This window comes from Pseudarthrobacter oxydans (genome assembly GCF_013314975.1).
In the GTDB taxonomy this organism is placed as follows: domain Bacteria; phylum Actinomycetota; class Actinomycetes; order Actinomycetales; family Micrococcaceae; genus Arthrobacter; species Arthrobacter oxydans.
The window spans coordinates 265,909-280,557 of sequence record NZ_JABTYH010000002.1; the positions used below are offsets into that span (position 1 = coordinate 265,909).

Genomic DNA, 14,649 nt, shown 5'->3' on the forward strand with positions numbered 1-14,649 from the left:
ATTCACGCAAACATGTACACAAGCCTCGGAAGGCAGGGTGTTTGCGCCGGGGCTGCCAAGATGGGTTTGTGACGATAACGAAGACAATCCTGTTGTTCATCCTGGCCGCGGCCGCCGAGATCGGTGGCGCGTGGCTGGTCTGGCAGTCAGTCAGGGAAGGCCGGCAGTGGTGGTGGGCCGGGCTGGGCGTTGTGGCCCTGGGCATTTATGGCTTCGCGGCGACGCTGCAGCCAGACGCGCACTTCGGCCGGATCCTCGCCGCCTACGGCGGCGTGTTCGTCGCCGGATCACTGGCCTGGGGCATGGTCTTTGACGGATTCCGCCCGGACCGGTGGGACATCACCGGTTCGATCATTTGCCTGCTCGGGGTCGCCGTCATCATGTTCGCCCCCAGGAATGTCGGCTGAAACACTAAAGGCCATGGACTACGAACTGCGGATCATCCCGGACTGCCCCAACAGCGCCGCTGCGCTTGAGCTGTTCCGAAAAGCGCTGAGCAGCGAAGAGATCGCTGCAGACGTCCGGGTTCTCGAGCTTGTCAGCGAGGAACAGGCCCAGGCACTGGACTTCCACGGCTCGCCGTCCTTCATCGCCGGCGGCCGCGACCTGTTCCCCTCACCCGCTTCGCCGGCCCTGACATGCAGGGTCTATCCGAGCGAGACCGGCCTGACAGGCCTACCCGCGCGGGAAGACATCCGCGTAGCGCTGCGTTCTACGCTGGGCCTTTGATTTGTGGAGTTCGGCGCTCTTTGGCGGTCTTTTGTCGGGGCTCTTTTGCGCCACACCACGACCGTGTCGCCCGGCTCAACATAGTCCAGAAGCTTCTTCATCCCAGGCCGCTCGATCGCAGTCCGGCTCCCCGATGTGACATCGGCGAAGACATCACGCTTTTGAACTCCCGCGCCGACGAGTGCATCAAGCTGCAGCTTGGCGTCCGGGCCCGCAGTGCTCACCCGCGTATATCCGAGATGTCTCACCGGCTCATTCTGCCTCAGAAAACCCCTTCCGGCACCCGCCCAAGACAAAACACTGCGAGACAACTTTCCAAGACAACGAGATGCCCGTCCCGACGCCGCTCCTGTCATTTTCAGAAGGCGTCTGCACGGAATGTCAGAAGTCATCTGCACTACCCGGCCTTCGTTGCGCTTAAAGGCCAGCTTCAACATCACCCCGCACACCGGTCATTGGCGTTTTAGCAGCTAATCAGTTGTGTCGTCGTCGACATCGTCGATAAGCTCGGCGTCTTCCTCTTGAGCACTCGCAGCTCCGGTCAGGGATAGCACATGGTTGTGAAGGAACTCGCTCCGCACTTTCAGGAAGCCTTCGTAGTCATCTTCCAGCGCGTAGTCGAGAGCCTCTGCTGGCACCAGGTTTGACCCCAACCTCTGGACGAGAGCATCGCGGCCCGAAACAGCGATAATTGCTCGGAGGTACTCGCTTGGTGCAAGGTCTTTGATGCGAATGTTGTTCATCGATGTGAGCAAGACGATGTTTCCCACGACATTGGCTTGGGTTCCCGTGACGCCTTGTCGGGCAAGATACGCCTGGGGAAAGAAGTGGTGGTATTCCTTGTCATTCGACCATGCAAGTGACTTGTCGACGTCAATTCTCTGGCCATTGACCAGATCGAGTGGTGACCCCGCCGCCAGCATCAACCCAAGCATTTTGGACACAGCACTGTTGGAGCGGAACGGCTTTAGCTTCCAGAGTGAAGCAGTTGGAACTACGCCGCCGTCTCCAAGAGATGCTGAGGATCCTGCAGCAAATGCCCGGATCTTTTTCGTGTCTTGAGTCATTTGGCCGCTGTCCCAGCCTCCGAAGTAGCCAGAAAGAGTCGTGCGCCAAAACCATCTCTTGATCTCTACGAGCTGCGCGTGCGAAGGAGTAGGGATCCACCGAAACACCTCGCAGAGGACCGCGAACTGATTTGCGTAGGGAAGCGACTCCGCTCTGGGTGCACGTATTTCAGTCGCCAGAAAGTCTGCTGCTCGTAGCGCTGCCGCCTTCATGCTGTCAGCTGAAGTAGTTAGTTTCTCTCGGCTCAGATCTCGCAGGGCATCTATGCTTTGTGCCGAAAAGTCTCCGCCAGCCGCTGCCCCCAGTGTTCGCAAAAAAGTCTTGCTGTCCAAGGTGTGGTATTTTTTGGCCTCCAGAGCAGATTTGATGCCATCGACCGTATTCCCTAGGTCGAATTCAGGACTCCAGGTAGCGGCGCGCATCAAGTCGTAGATCGTCAGACGAGTACCCGTGGAATTGATTCGTTCGAAAACAGGTGCAACGTCTTCGATCGACATGTCACCCAGCGTTACCAAAGGAACCTGGTACTCAAGGAAGCGAGTAAACAGCAGGTCCGCTCGCGCCCTCATCCCTTCATCATCAATAGGTGTTAGACGCCGGTAGAAGTCGGGAGCATTCGCCATCCGCCGAAGTGGTATCTGATGTACAGGGAGCTCGTCAGCGTGGTCTGAGTGGTGAAAGCGGTTTGTCTTGAGGTCGAAGTAGACGTTCCAGACACTCTTGGGGTCTCCAGGCGTCCAATGAATCACGCCGCATATCGCGGAGAGGCGTTGTTGCCCGTCAAGCAGATAGTTGACTGGGTAATTTTCGCTGCGTTCAGCGATATCAAGATCTGCGATAGCCCTCTTGCTCGCCAAATCCTGCTTGGACTCCCACACGAGAAGACTACCTATGGGGTAGTTCTTGTAGATGGAATCCATCAGGTCGAGAATCTGTTGGCGTTTCCAGACGAATGGCCTTTGAAACTCGGGAAGCACAATGTCGCCAGTGAGGACACGATTTGCCAGCTGGAGAATCCGCTCCGGCGTTGGTTTTGGGTCGCGAGCAGTGGGGGGATTCGTCTGGGCCATGGTCTAAGAGTAATGGCCGGGGGAAACGTCCCTTATCGAAGCTCGAACGTGGGAGGTTTCCCCGTAGTTGTGAACCGAAATGCCGCGGGAAGCCGTCATTGTCTTCGAGGCCGGAACTGGGCCTCGCATGCCTTATCGCTCCGATGTTTTCGGACCGATGAGCATGTAGAGGAAGCGAACGAGGACGACGGCGGATAAAAACAGCAGAGCAATCGCCAAGGGAAGCCATGGGCTGATGGCAGCATTACAGGCGGCTGCCAGGTCCGGGAAAAATTGCCTGCTGGGATATGGGTCAAATGCTGATCCGCACGTAGCGTGCACCTGGCCCCCCCAATCGGCTGTGGCACTCGATTCTACTTCGTGGGTTCCGCTGTAAATACCGGCTACCAGCGCAGAAGTACCGACAAGGAGCATCGTCAATCTCATCTGGGGAGTAGTGGGTCCACGAAAGTAATTAGCCACGGGCTTGATCACCGCCAAAGCTTATTTTTCCGACCGGCGCTTTGTATCCCTGCTCGGTTTCTACCCAAGAGCTGCCTTTATACCCCAGTTTCACCGGATTGAGGATAGCCGCTACCACATTCAGGCCTTCATTGAGGAAGTCGCCGGCAAAGCTAAACTCTTGCTCTGCCAGTACTTTCCCGCTGCCATCGAGGAGGACCATAATCCAGTGTGAGGTGTCATGACTTCCACCAATGTATGGCACAGCCTCTCCCCACTGGACCGCATCCAGCGCTTCTTCGTCGAGTTCGTGAATCTCAGGTACATTCATGACCCCTCCTGATCCGGGCCCCCAATTCCGAGCCGCAACTCCATTGTTGCTGCCGTCCTGATCAAAATCACGGTCAAAGATGTTGCGTGTTTCGTTGTGCACGAAGACCGGTTAGAGTTTCGCCCCTTGGAGGCAGCCTCTGTTCCTAGGTGGAACGCCCGCCGCTGGTCCGTCATTGACCCCGGGCACCGGCAGGCAGATCTCAATCAGTGGGCTGGCTGTGGACTCAGTGTTCAGCTTCTCGAAAACGAAGGATTTCAAGAACAGATCGAATCGAGAATCCCGGAGCGACTCACTCATCGCAGTAGTACGTGTGACTTTTGGCGGTATATGGCGGCTTTTTCACGGCGTTGTCTGGCGGCGTGCTGCCCGGAATGAGAGCCCGGGGTGGCGTCCGCTGGGTTCCATTGCACATGAGTCGTTGGCCGTGTGCCGCTAAGGCAGCCTCTGACAACATTGCGGCGACGTCCCATTTCCGTTGCGTGCCGCGGCTCATTGGGTTATTGGGGAGCTGCCTTGGCTTCGCCGGGTCGGCGGTGCTGGGTGGTCACGGCAGCCGGCTTAGTCTTTCTATGAATTCGTCGGCCTGGGCCAGGTTCCTGGCCATTTTGGCGCGCTGGTGCACTGCCCTGTCCAGGAACCCTGCCAGCACCTCGGACTGTTCAGGGGCAGCGCCCTCCGGGCCGGCGAGCAGTGTAAGGATCTCGGTCATCTCGTCCAGCGAGAAACCCAGTGGCTTCATCTGCTTGATGACCATGAGGCGTTCGAAATCTTCCTCGGAGAAGACCCGGAACCCGCCCTCGGTCCGCGCTGTTGCAGGGAGAAGCCCGACGTCGTCGTAGTGGCGGATGGTCCGCAGGGACAGGCCCGTCCGCTCTGCCAGTTCGCCGATGTGCATGGTGTTGGTGCTGCTGGTCTTGGCTGTCATCAGCGCCTCCGTCCTCTTTCGGATTTAAACTCTACCATCACGTTAGGGTAGAGTTTTCGTATGGGGTGAGACCTTCAAGCGTAATTCCCCCACCTTCCCCGGCGCGGCGCTGCGCCCCCACAGTCATTAGCAAAAACGAAGCCGCACCCGCGCGCCTTCCTCACCATGAACGGAGCCAGCAATGGCCACCACACAAGCCGAACACCCCCCGGCGTTCACACCTGAACAGCTGCAATCCGTGCGTGGCACCCTGATGTCACCGCGCCGGCTCAAAACCGAGGTCCTCGCCGGACTTGTCGTCGCCCTGGCCCTGATCCCCGAAGCGATCGCCTTCTCGATCATCGCCGGCGTCGACCCAAGAATCGGACTCTTCGCGTCCTTCACCATGGCCGTCACCATCGCCTTCGTCGGCGGCCGCCCTGCCATGATCTCCGCCGCCACGGGCGCGATCGCCCTGGTCATTGCCCCGCTGGTGAAGTCCCACGGTGTGGACTACTTCATCGCCGCCGTGATTCTCGCCGGGATCTTCCAGATCATCCTGGGCCTGTCCGGGGTAGCGAAACTGATGAGGTTCATTCCCCGGTCGGTGATGGTGGGTTTCGTCAACGCGCTGGCCATCCTGATCTTCATGTCCCAGGTCCCCGAACTCCTCGGTGTCCCCTGGTTGGTTTACCCCCTCGTGGCCCTCGGCCTGGCCATCGTCTTCGGCCTGCCCAAACTCACCAAAGCAGTCCCGGCGCCCCTGGTGGCCATCATTGTGCTGACCCTGATCACCGTCTTCGCGGCCGTCGCCGTCCCCACCGTCGGCGACAAGGGCGAACTCCCGAATTCCCTGCCGACCCTGTTCATCCCGAACGTCCCGTTCAGCCTCGAGACGCTGCAGATCATCTTCCCCTTCTCCCTGGCCATGGCCTTCGTGGGCCTGCTCGAGTCCCTCATGACCGCCAAGCTCGTCGATGACGTCACCGATACCCGCTCCCACAAGACACGGGAAGCGTGGGGCCAGGGCGTGGCCAACATCGTCACAGGTTTCACCGGCGGGATGGGCGGCTGCGCGATGATCGGCCAGACCATGATCAACGTCAAAGCCTCCGGCGCCCGCACCCGGATCTCCACCTTCCTCGCCGGCGTGTTCCTGCTGATCCTCGTCGTTGCCCTGGGCGGCATCGTCTCTGTGATCCCCATGGCGGCGCTGGTGGCCGTGATGATCTTCGTGTCCGTCGCCACGTTCGACTGGCACAGCATCCACCCCCGGACGCTGAAGATGATGCCTAAGAGCGAAACGGCGGTCATGGTAGCAACGGTCATCGGAACCGTCGCCACCCATAACCTGGCCATCGGCGTCGGCGTGGGAGTCATGGTGGCCATGGTCCTGTTTGCCCGCCGGGTCGCGCACCTTGTCACGGTAGAGCGGACCGTCACCACCGTCGGCGGCCACGAAACTGCCACCTACGTGGTGGACGGCGAACTGTTCTTCGCTTCCTCCAACGACCTCTACACCCAGTTCGAATACGCTTTGGACCCCAACCACGTCGTCATCGACATGCACGCCTCCCACCTGTGGGACGCCTCCACCATCGCAGCCCTGGACGCCATCACCGAGAAATACCACCACCACGGCACGGACGTGAAAATCATCGGCCTCAACCAGGCCAGCACCGCCATGCGCGAACGCCTCGGCGGGAAACTCGGTGCCGGTCACTGACCCGGTGCCGCCCGGAACATCACAGGGCTTCCCTTCCTGGATGGAAGGGAAGCCCTGTGCTTGCATGGAGGCCTGCGGTGCTCAGCTCGCGCCGGGCCCGTCGACGGCCAAGGGCAGCAGCAGCCACCGGCGGCCGGTCCCCATGCCGTGGCGAAGGCTCAGTCTGAACCGTAGCGGTCAAGGATTGCCTGCATCTGCGTGATCTCCTCCTGCTGGGATTTCACGATGGAATCGCAGAGTTTGATGATCTCGGGATCGGTGATTTTTGATTCCTGGCATACGAGAAGTGCGCGGGAATGGTGCGGGATCATGGATTTGAGGAACTGCTCGTTGCCGACGAAGGTTTCGGTGCGGCCGAGGGCGAAGACGGCGGCGAACAGCACGGAGAAACCAACGAGCATGGCGATATTGGCCTTCTTATTGTGGAACATCGACCACATGCCCACGGTCATGACGACCGCCATCGCTGAGACCATCAGCAACGCCATCCAGAAGTTGCTCAGGTTGAAGTAGAAGTGATCGATGGACCGGACCATGGACATCGACAACACCCACATCAGGGCCAGACTGACCAGCAGGATGACACCGAATTTGAGATACATCCTGGACGAGGCCTGACCGCCGCCCTTGTCCTTATCGTCGTGAGCTTCGTGGGGATGCTGCCTGGGTTGCTGTTGCTGATGCCCCTGGGCGTTGTCCGGGTGGCTGCCGGGATGGTGTTCTGCTGTACTCATGGGAGTCTCCTTTCAAGTGGTGAGCCCTTCCCGCCCCCTTAGGAGCGGGAAGGTGCGCCAAACGTGAGTTCGGGCTTCTAGGCCAGTGAGGACAGAAGCTCCTGGCATGCGGTCTCGCAGCGGCGGCATGCTTCGGCGCATATCCGGCAGTGCTCGTGCATGCCGGCATGCTGTTCGCATTCCCCGGCGCACGCCGCGCACGCGGCGCGGCAGGCTTCGAGTATGGCGCGGGTGCTGGTGGCGTCATATCCCGTTCGCCGGGACAGAACATTGCCGGTAGCCGCGCAGATGTCCGCGCAATCCAGGTTGGTGCGGATGCAGGTGGTCAGGTCGGCAACCATCTCTTCGCCGAGGCAGGCGTCCGCGCAGGCGGTGCAGGTTTGTGCGCACGCGAAACAGGCTTCGATGCACTCCGCGAGCTTTTCCTTGTCCACCCCGCCAAGGTCTTTCGGGTAGGTGTTGAGCATGGTCGTGACGTGATGCGTCATGTGAATCTTCTCCTCATTCAGGATGCAGCCGACCTCAACCTCTGCAGGCCCGTCTGCTTTGTGCTTGTGTGGAGGACCGCGAGTGACACGGCCCGGAACCGGGCAGATCCGCCCAGGTCAAGACACTGATGAATGGGGCGCGGTCATGGCACCGCGCCGGCCGGGTTTACGTCCTGCTGATCGACAGGGCCGCCAGTGACGGCCTGAGATGGGCAGACTTCTCCAAGGCAGGATCAAACCCTGCAGCGGGCACAGGCCGGACGGGAAGGAAAGCCTTCGCCTCAGCCTCGGCCGCTGCTGCCGCCGCATCGCCTGGCAGCAGCCGGGAGGCCGGAACGACCGCCGCGGCTGAATCGTGACGGTCAAGACAGCAGGCTGCCTCCGACTGCGGCATGTGCTGCTGCGCTGCGGCGTGTCCGACCCCTGCGGCACTGCCGTGATGGACAGGTGCCGCAACGCTCTGACCCACCGCCATACCAGCGCCGGCGTGCCCCATCGGCATACACAGCGCAGCGCAAACGGTGAACGTGAAAATGGTCACCAGCCACAGACCCGCCACAACGCACACCATCCGAGTGGTGATGCGATGTCCGTCAAATGCCGCTGCTGAAATCGGTCAGCCCTCCGGTCCCGCCGGTCGATGTCTCTTCTCCACCCTAGTAAAAGATCAGCATACTTACTAGTGCTGGATGGTCGCTCGCAAGTGTCTTGTAAATCAAAAGCTTTTCAAGACACTGTTATGGACTTGAGGAGGGGTTAACGGCCAGCTGAGAACGCCGGGCACCCCGTTGTCTTGCAAACACGTCTCACCATAAATTGTCTCAGCGGGGACCTGTGAGGGACTTTTTGAGTCAGAATGGCTTAATGAGGTATCTGGGTTATATGTCGATTTCAGAAGCCGACTGCACAACTGTCAGAAGTCCTTTGCACAGCTGCCGACATTGATCGTCCAGGGCACGCCTAAGGGACAGTTTTCCCGGCGGGTCATACGAGACTCCAGGCACTCCGGAACGCCGGCGATTTTGATGAGCGCTATCCGAACCTGCATGGCAGCTGTCGGCGACCGTCTTATGGGACGGTTGAGGAAGGCGGCGTGGCATCATTTGATTCCATTCCCGAGTGGCTGCGCCATCTCAAAGCGGAGGGTTACGCTTTGGCCATGGGGAACGTAAAAGAACGCACAGTTCAGCCGAGCCTGTTTTTTAGCCGGGGAATCTTATTCGCATTGTTTGTCGCGCTGGTGGCCTTACTTCTCTTGTCCGTCGTGGTGCAGGTGTGGGTGTGGCCGGCGGCGGTGGAGCGGACGGCCACGTTCGAACGAATCGATGTCGCGATTTGTGAACAGGAGTGCAGAGCAAGCGTGCCCTTGTGCACAGGAGTAGCGGGCAATGACTGGTCACAACCCGACTGCACAAACCCCGGAATTCAGCGGATCATTGTGCAGTCAGCTTCTGAAAACGACATTGGAGGGGTCACCGGCCGCCCGTGTCGACTCAGGCATAAAGGGTCGTTTTTGACAGTTGCGCATTTATCCAACGCGCGGGCCCCGACAGACGCTTCGATCGAATGGATTCCGCCGGCTCGCCATATTGGGGCGCCAACGATCAAATCGTTCCAACTGACGCTGCGATGATCACCGATCCTCGGCGCTCTGCCACGCCGGGCGTGACAACAGCCGTCGCCGGTAGGCTGGCTGGATGGCTGAATTGGGGGCAGTTCTTGAAGTTGAGCAGTTGTTGGTGGGCTACACCGGTGCCCCGGTATGCGGGGAGGTCTCGGTGAGTCTGCGGGCCGGCGAGGTGCTGGGGGTGGTGGGCCTCAACGGTGCCGGCAAGTCGACCGTCGCCCGGACTATCGCCGGCCGGCAGATGCCGTTGTCCGGGTCGGTCAGCGTCCAGGGTTTCGCGGCGGACCCGGATAACGTGCGGTTTCGACGCAACGTTGCCGCGGTTTTCGACGATGATCTGTTCTTCCCTTCCTTGACGGTGCGTGAGCATTTGCTGCTGGTCGCCCGCGGACACTCCATGAAGTCCCCGGACCGGGCCGTCGACGCTGAGCTCGAGTTCTTCGGGCTGGAGGGAAGGGCTGATGTCGTGCCGGAGGCCCTGTCTTCCGGGCAGCGACGCCGTCTGCTTTTGGCGGCCGGTTTAATGCGTCCCTCGACGCTGATGATCCTCGATGAGCCCGAGCAGCGGTTGGACCCGCTGATGCGCGATTCCTTGGCCCACCGGCTTGCCGGGCACGCCCAGGACGGAGGAGCGGTGGTGCTCGTTACCCATGATCCTGCTCTCCTCACCTCTGTGGCCTCGACCTGTCTGGTGATCGATGACGTCGTCACCGAGGTCACGCCCGAGCAGGGGGCATCGACCATTGCAAGGAGCTGAGGCCACCACCCTGCCGTCAGGAGACGAAACGAGGTCTACACGGGACCTTTCCGCGGACATCACAGCCTTTACGCAACGTTCATCCCGCCGGTACAACCGTGCCCGAACATCCCTCAAGGACCTGTTCACTGACCTGTACAGCTATGGGCTTGCACTGGGATGCGCGATCGCGCTGGCCGCCTCAATGGTCATGACCGTGAAGGATGCATTGCCCGGCCGCGGGGAGGCCGGCAGCCTCCGCATCAGTGATCACTGGCCCACGATTCCCGCTCCCGCGCTCTGGACGCTCACTGTTTATGCCGCCCTCACGACGGTCATGATTCTCGCCAGGCGGATGGGTCCCATCACAGTCCAAGGCGCCGAAGGACAGTGGTGGTTACCGTTACCGGTAGACCGGCGGCCGATGGTGTTGCCGGCCTTCCTTCGCCGCTGCATTCTCCTCGGCCTGGCTTCCGCAGCAGCGTTCATGCCCTTCAGCGTCCTCACCTCAGCGGAGCTGACCTTACCTGCGCATCTGCTGGGGTCGGCGACTTTCGGGGCGGTCGCCGTCGTGTCCGTCGGGCTGGCCGGATGGATGCAGCTCGAACCTATCAACCCCAGGCCAGGGCGTCTGGCCGGGGCCGTGGCTCTTATCCCCTGCGCAGTTCTCCCCTCCCTGACCAATTCGCCCTGGGCACTGACGGTCGCGGCCGTGTCCGCGGCCGTCCTTCTCTGCGCCGTCGCGTCCAGGACGGGCCAGGTCCGCGGGGCAGACCTCATTCGCGGCGGCGCAGTAGCCGGCCACGCGCGGTCCTCGTTCTTCTTCATGGACACCAACGAACTCCTACGCGCACTCCACGGAGACCGACCGATCGGATCCGCGCACCGGGCAGCCGGCTTCTATACCCGCCCCGTACAAGGCCCCGTCGCCGCCCTCTTCCGTGCCGATATCGTGGCCTTTCTCCGCTTGCAAGGCTCCCTTGCTTTGCCCTTGTTATGGCTTGGGATAGTTGTAGCCGTGCTGTTTGTCGACAAGAGCTTGCCGGCACTGGCTCAGATCGGAGTTATCGCCATCGCCGGCTGCGCCACGACCTCCAGTACCGGGACAGTGGCCCGACGAACAGCACTCGTCCCCGGGCTCGATGCCATACTGCCGGTCTCCCCTCTCTGGGTCCGGTGCAGCCGGGCGATCATGCCCGCATTGGTCATGATTCTCTGGATGACGTGTCTGACCGGGATCCTGGTGCTGCTGGGAGCAGCCCCACCTGCCCTGATTCTTCTGGGTGCCCTAGCCGGGATCGGGATGGGCGCCGGGGCAGTGCGCGGCGCGACCCGCCCCGTATCAGACTGGTCCGTTCCCCCGGTGGAAACCCCCTTCGGCCCAATCCCCCAGGCCCAGATAGGATCGCTGCTACGCGGACTGGACTTCACCGTTCTGGCTCTAGCACCGGCCCTGGTCTCCCTGTATGCCGGGGACGTCCACCCGGCGGCAATCATCATCCAAGCCCTCTTTAGTGCTGGCGCCCTCGGCGTTGTTATACGCCGCTCACCGTGACGGACGCCCCGAGCCGCCATAGGCGTAAAGGGTCGTTTTTGAACGTGGTCTGGAAGCTGCCGCCCCTCCCGGCCCTCGCGGAGGGCAACTTCTCTCATCTGACCGAGAATAGGTAGATAGTCATTTCCATCGGTGGGGGGACCTTGGTAGTACCAGCAGACGTCTTTCAAGACATACAAAACAGATACTCGGCGTATCCGTACGATGACCGGTACGCCCGCTACTACCAGAATCAAAGGGAGGCGCTTCAGCCGGCCTTCGCCTACTTCCACGACAAGCTCAACACGCTGCTGGGTCACATGAACCACAAGCGGGAGCGGGGAGGCCACTACAACGCTGATCAGAGCAGGGACCTTCTCGAAGTCATTCGTGACTTGGGACAGCTCAGGACCAACCTCAAAAGGGTCGGCATGGAGCTAACCCTGGACAAGACCTACGAGGATGCACTCGACAGTTGCCGCGCTTTCTTATCGCCCAGCGGTGGAAGCCCCATGCCCCCGGATTTCGCCGAGATCGCCCTTGAGGACTACGAGCCGATCTTCTCCATCGCGGCAGACAACGTTCGGATCGAGAAGGCAGGCAAGGACTACCCGCTGAAGCCAATTGGAGAGGGTTCCTACGCGATTGTCTATAAGTACAAGGATCTTGAATACAACATGCCCGTCGCCGTGAAGGTCGCGAAGAAGGGCCTTGCAGATAACGAGCTGGCGAGGTTCAAGGAGGAGTATGCCGTCCTGACCGGTTTGAGTTCCCCTTATGTGCTGGCCGTCTACGGCTACAACGAAGCCAGAACCAGCTATGCCATGGAGTTCTGCGACTACACCCTGGGAAAGTACATCGCCACGAATAACGGCAACCCTAAGTTCGACTTCGGCAAGCGTCAGCGGATCGCGCAACAGTTCCTGTATGGCATTAGCTACCTCGCATACAAGGAGGTTCTTCACCGGGATCTGAGTTACACCAACGTGCTCGTCAAGACCTACGATGCCGGCGTCGTCCAGGTGAAACTCTCAGATTTTGGTCTGCACAAGACCCAAAGCTCCTTGCTTACCCGCACAGGAACCGAGATGAAGGGGACGATCCTTGACCCCACTCTTACCAGATTCAAGGACTACACCCTCAGCAACGAGATCTACTCCGTGGGATTCATTCTTTCCTTCATTTTCACCGGCAAGGCAGCCCCGCACGTAGCAGGCAACAACCTCGGGGGGATCGTACGGAAATGTACGGACCTGGTTGTGGCGAACCGATACACGGCAGTCCAAGAAATCATCGATGCGGTAGCTGCGCTTGATAAGACCAACTACCTGCTCTGAGCTGACGCCTGAAACCTCAGGTCCTTCGATATGGCTCCCCTGGAACTCGACTCGTGGCCCCTGGCGCCTATAACGACGAAGGGACCAGCGCTCACTGAGCGCTGGTCCCTTCTGTCTTCCCTCTGCAAAGGAAATCTGTGGTTCAGCTTGGCTGAATGGGTTGTGGTGCTGCCGCGGCCTGGTACCTCGTTGTTCCTGGTCGCGCGGCTGGTGAATGGCCGGTTGCGGGGTCGCGGTGAATGGCGGTCCGTCGCTGGTGAGTGGCCGCTGTGGTTCGCCCTGGGCGGCGGACCGCCCGACCTGCGGGAGGTTCGTCGCCCCTTTGGGGTCAGTGGCCGGGCAGTTGCGATAAGGGGGGGAATATAGCCGCCCGCCCTTCCACCCTTTCGGGTGGAAGGGCCTGGCTTCTGCATTGGGGGTTTCAGTCACCCGGCCTAAGCCGGACTATTCGCCCTCGGTGGCGTGTTTGTCAATGATGATCTGCTCGACGGCGCTGGCGGTGTACCCCCAGTGGGTGAGCTGGTTCAGGTAGTCGAAGTGCCTCTTTTCGGCGGAGCGCCATGAGTCTTTCTGGATGGTCTTCTCGTACCCGGCGCAGATCAGGGCGATCAGGGAGAACTCGGGCCGGGCTGTGGTTTTGGCGGTGTGGTCCCGGAGCGGGTTCCAGCCCCACCGGTCGGTGTCCTCCCCGGTCTTGGTCCCGATCATTTCGGTGGCGACCTTGCCGTCGTAGCCGCTGGCGGTTTCAGAGTGATGGGTGATGGCGTGGACGGTGAAGTACTGCCAGCCCTTCGGTGCCGTCTTGCGGGAGAGCATGGTCTTGATGAACTCGCGGCGGACGACACCAGCGGATTCCATCGCCTTGTTGTTCGCGATCAGGGTCTTGCGCTCGGTTTTCTCTTCGTCGGTCATCGGGCCTTTCTGGGCCTGGGTGCCGCCGTCGTACCGCTTGTACCTCGACACGAAGCCCAGCTCTTTCCAACCGGTAATGACGGGTTCGGCGTTGTGCTTTCCCCGGTAGTCGGTGGTGATTCTGTAGGCGTTGGCGTCCTCGTCGGTGGCCGCTTCCCCGTCGGCACGCTTGGCGGAGCTGACGTACAGATTCTCGTCCTCGTCGTAGTATCCGGCGTCCTCCACGATGGTCTTCCCTGTCGCCTCGAGCTCGGTCACGAGCGCGGCGCGTGCGGCTTCGCTGGCCCGGCGGTCGCGCAGGAGCTGCGCGACGTGCAGGAGCTGGTCGGCTTCGTCCGCCAGCACGGACTCCAATTCCTCTGTGGCGTCTTCGTCGCCTTCAAATTCAGCCATGATGAGGGCTTCGTCGATGGTGTAGCCCTTGCTCAGGGCGGCGGCCCCGGCATCGGAGGCTTTGGCCTTCAACGCGCCCTCCACGGTGGTTTTGGTCCGTCCGGTCTTCTTGGCGATCGCGGCGGCCGAGACACCGATCAGCGACAGCTGGTGGTAGGCGTCTGCTTCGTCCGCTTCGGTCAGTTCGGCCCGCTGGATGTTCTCCACGACCTGGGTCACGATGCGTTCGGCTTCCTCGGGGGATTCGATGATCATCACCGGAATCAGGGGCCGGTCGGCTTCGACGGCGGCCCGGGTGCGGCGCTGGCCCATCAGGACATGCACGGTGCCGTCCTCCTTGCGGTGGGCAATCACGGGTTCCATGACGCCGTGTTCTTTGATGCTGGCGATGAAGTCGCCGGTCAGGGCCGCGTCTTTGCGGACGTTGATGTCGACGGTCAAGGTGGCCGGGTCGAGCATTTCGAGGGTCGGGTTGGTGGTCATGGTGTTGCTCCTTTTGCAGAGGATTCCGGTGGGTGGGGCGGCTCAGGTGACCGGCCAGTTCCCCTCTCCCTCCGACGCTTCTATGTCTGTCAAGCGGGTGGAATGGGTGCGGGCGTGGACCCTGTTGTCGCCT

General features: G+C 60.9%; 13 protein-coding genes and 1 pseudogene. 7 read left to right on the forward strand and 7 right to left on the reverse strand.

Going from position 1 to position 14,649, the window contains the following annotated elements; translation table 11 throughout:
- Nucleotides 1-68 precede the first annotated feature (68 nt).
- The gene (locus tag HTS88_RS02805; RefSeq protein WP_174175244.1) at nucleotides 69-407 is read left to right on the forward strand and encodes a YnfA family protein; all 339 of its coding nucleotides are present in this window, start codon (nucleotides 69-71) and stop codon (nucleotides 405-407) included.
- A gap of 13 nt (nucleotides 408-420) precedes the next feature.
- Entirely contained in the window at nucleotides 421-729 is a 309-nt protein-coding gene (locus HTS88_RS02810) for a hypothetical protein (protein ID WP_174175246.1), read from the forward strand.
- Nucleotides 730-776: 47 nt separating this feature from the next.
- Here HTS88_RS02810 and HTS88_RS02815 read toward each other — a convergent pair.
- From HTS88_RS02815 to HTS88_RS02830, 4 genes and pseudogenes are all read right to left on the reverse strand, one after another.
- Nucleotides 777-977: pseudogene (locus tag HTS88_RS02815) on the reverse strand (recombinase family protein); the annotation flags it as partial.
- 222 nt (nucleotides 978-1,199) lie between these two features.
- Entirely contained in the window at nucleotides 1,200-2,867 is a 1,668-nt protein-coding gene (locus HTS88_RS02820) for a DUF262 domain-containing protein (RefSeq protein ID WP_174175248.1), read from the reverse strand.
- A gap of 454 nt (nucleotides 2,868-3,321) precedes the next feature.
- The gene (locus HTS88_RS02825) at nucleotides 3,322-3,741 is read right to left on the reverse strand and encodes a hypothetical protein (RefSeq protein WP_174175250.1); all 420 of its coding nucleotides are present in this window, start codon (nucleotides 3,739-3,741) and stop codon (nucleotides 3,322-3,324) included.
- 445 nt (nucleotides 3,742-4,186) lie between these two features.
- Nucleotides 4,187-4,567 (reverse strand): MerR family transcriptional regulator, encoded by a 381-nt coding sequence (locus HTS88_RS02830; protein WP_174175252.1) that lies wholly within the window; start codon nucleotides 4,565-4,567, stop codon nucleotides 4,187-4,189.
- A gap of 181 nt (nucleotides 4,568-4,748) precedes the next feature.
- Between HTS88_RS02830 and HTS88_RS02835 the strand changes: the two genes are divergently transcribed.
- Nucleotides 4,749-6,272: a SulP family inorganic anion transporter gene (locus tag HTS88_RS02835; protein WP_174175254.1), complete on the forward strand. Its 1,524-nt coding sequence runs from the start codon at nucleotides 4,749-4,751 to the stop codon at nucleotides 6,270-6,272.
- Nucleotides 6,273-6,430: 158 nt separating this feature from the next.
- On the opposite strand, the gene HTS88_RS02840 is transcribed toward HTS88_RS02835, so the two are convergent.
- The gene (locus HTS88_RS02840; RefSeq protein ID WP_246255903.1) at nucleotides 6,431-7,006 is read right to left on the reverse strand and encodes a DUF305 domain-containing protein; all 576 of its coding nucleotides are present in this window, start codon (nucleotides 7,004-7,006) and stop codon (nucleotides 6,431-6,433) included.
- A gap of 77 nt (nucleotides 7,007-7,083) precedes the next feature.
- On the reverse strand, nucleotides 7,084-7,494 hold the full coding sequence (locus HTS88_RS02845; protein WP_174175256.1) for a four-helix bundle copper-binding protein: 411 nt from the start codon (nucleotides 7,492-7,494) through the stop codon (nucleotides 7,084-7,086).
- A gap of 1,093 nt (nucleotides 7,495-8,587) precedes the next feature.
- Here HTS88_RS02845 and HTS88_RS02850 point away from each other — a divergent pair.
- From HTS88_RS02850 to HTS88_RS02865, 4 genes are all read left to right on the forward strand, one after another.
- Nucleotides 8,588-9,127: a hypothetical protein gene (locus HTS88_RS02850; RefSeq protein ID WP_174175258.1), complete on the forward strand. Its 540-nt coding sequence runs from the start codon at nucleotides 8,588-8,590 to the stop codon at nucleotides 9,125-9,127.
- Nucleotides 9,128-9,191: 64 nt separating this feature from the next.
- Nucleotides 9,192-9,878, forward strand: coding sequence for an ABC transporter ATP-binding protein (locus tag HTS88_RS02855; protein WP_343044868.1), 687 nt, complete (start codon nucleotides 9,192-9,194; stop codon nucleotides 9,876-9,878).
- Nucleotides 9,865-11,412 (forward strand): DUF6297 family protein, encoded by a 1,548-nt coding sequence (locus tag HTS88_RS02860; protein ID WP_246255904.1) that lies wholly within the window; start codon nucleotides 9,865-9,867, stop codon nucleotides 11,410-11,412. Before HTS88_RS02855 ends, HTS88_RS02860 begins: the two co-directional genes overlap by 14 nt.
- A 143-nt stretch (nucleotides 11,413-11,555) precedes the next feature.
- Nucleotides 11,556-12,728, forward strand: a complete 1,173-nt coding sequence (locus HTS88_RS02865) for a protein kinase family protein (protein ID WP_174175261.1) — start codon at nucleotides 11,556-11,558, stop codon at nucleotides 12,726-12,728.
- Nucleotides 12,729-13,172: 444 nt separating this feature from the next.
- On the opposite strand, the gene HTS88_RS02870 is transcribed toward HTS88_RS02865, so the two are convergent.
- Nucleotides 13,173-14,516, reverse strand: a complete 1,344-nt coding sequence (locus HTS88_RS02870; RefSeq protein WP_174175263.1) for a ParB/RepB/Spo0J family partition protein — start codon at nucleotides 14,514-14,516, stop codon at nucleotides 13,173-13,175.
- Nucleotides 14,517-14,649 lie beyond the last annotated feature (133 nt).

Excerpts from the sequence above, each read along its gene's own strand:
- HTS88_RS02810 (WP_174175246.1), top strand. The coding sequence starts at position 421 with ATGGACTACGAACTGCGGATCATCCCGGACTGCCCCAACAGCGCCGCT.
- HTS88_RS02820 (WP_174175248.1), bottom strand. The coding sequence starts at position 2,867 with ATGGCCCAGACGAATCCCCCCACTGCTCGCGACCCAAAACCAACGCCG.
- HTS88_RS02830 (WP_174175252.1), bottom strand. The coding sequence starts at position 4,567 with ATGACAGCCAAGACCAGCAGCACCAACACCATGCACATCGGCGAACTG.
- HTS88_RS02835 (WP_174175254.1), top strand. The coding sequence starts at position 4,749 with ATGGCCACCACACAAGCCGAACACCCCCCGGCGTTCACACCTGAACAG.
- HTS88_RS02840 (WP_246255903.1), bottom strand. The coding sequence starts at position 7,006 with ATGAGTACAGCAGAACACCATCCCGGCAGCCACCCGGACAACGCCCAG.
- HTS88_RS02845 (WP_174175256.1), bottom strand. The coding sequence starts at position 7,494 with ATGACGCATCACGTCACGACCATGCTCAACACCTACCCGAAAGACCTT.
- HTS88_RS02855 (WP_343044868.1), top strand. The coding sequence starts at position 9,192 with ATGGCTGAATTGGGGGCAGTTCTTGAAGTTGAGCAGTTGTTGGTGGGC.
- HTS88_RS02870 (WP_174175263.1), bottom strand. The coding sequence starts at position 14,516 with ATGACCACCAACCCGACCCTCGAAATGCTCGACCCGGCCACCTTGACC.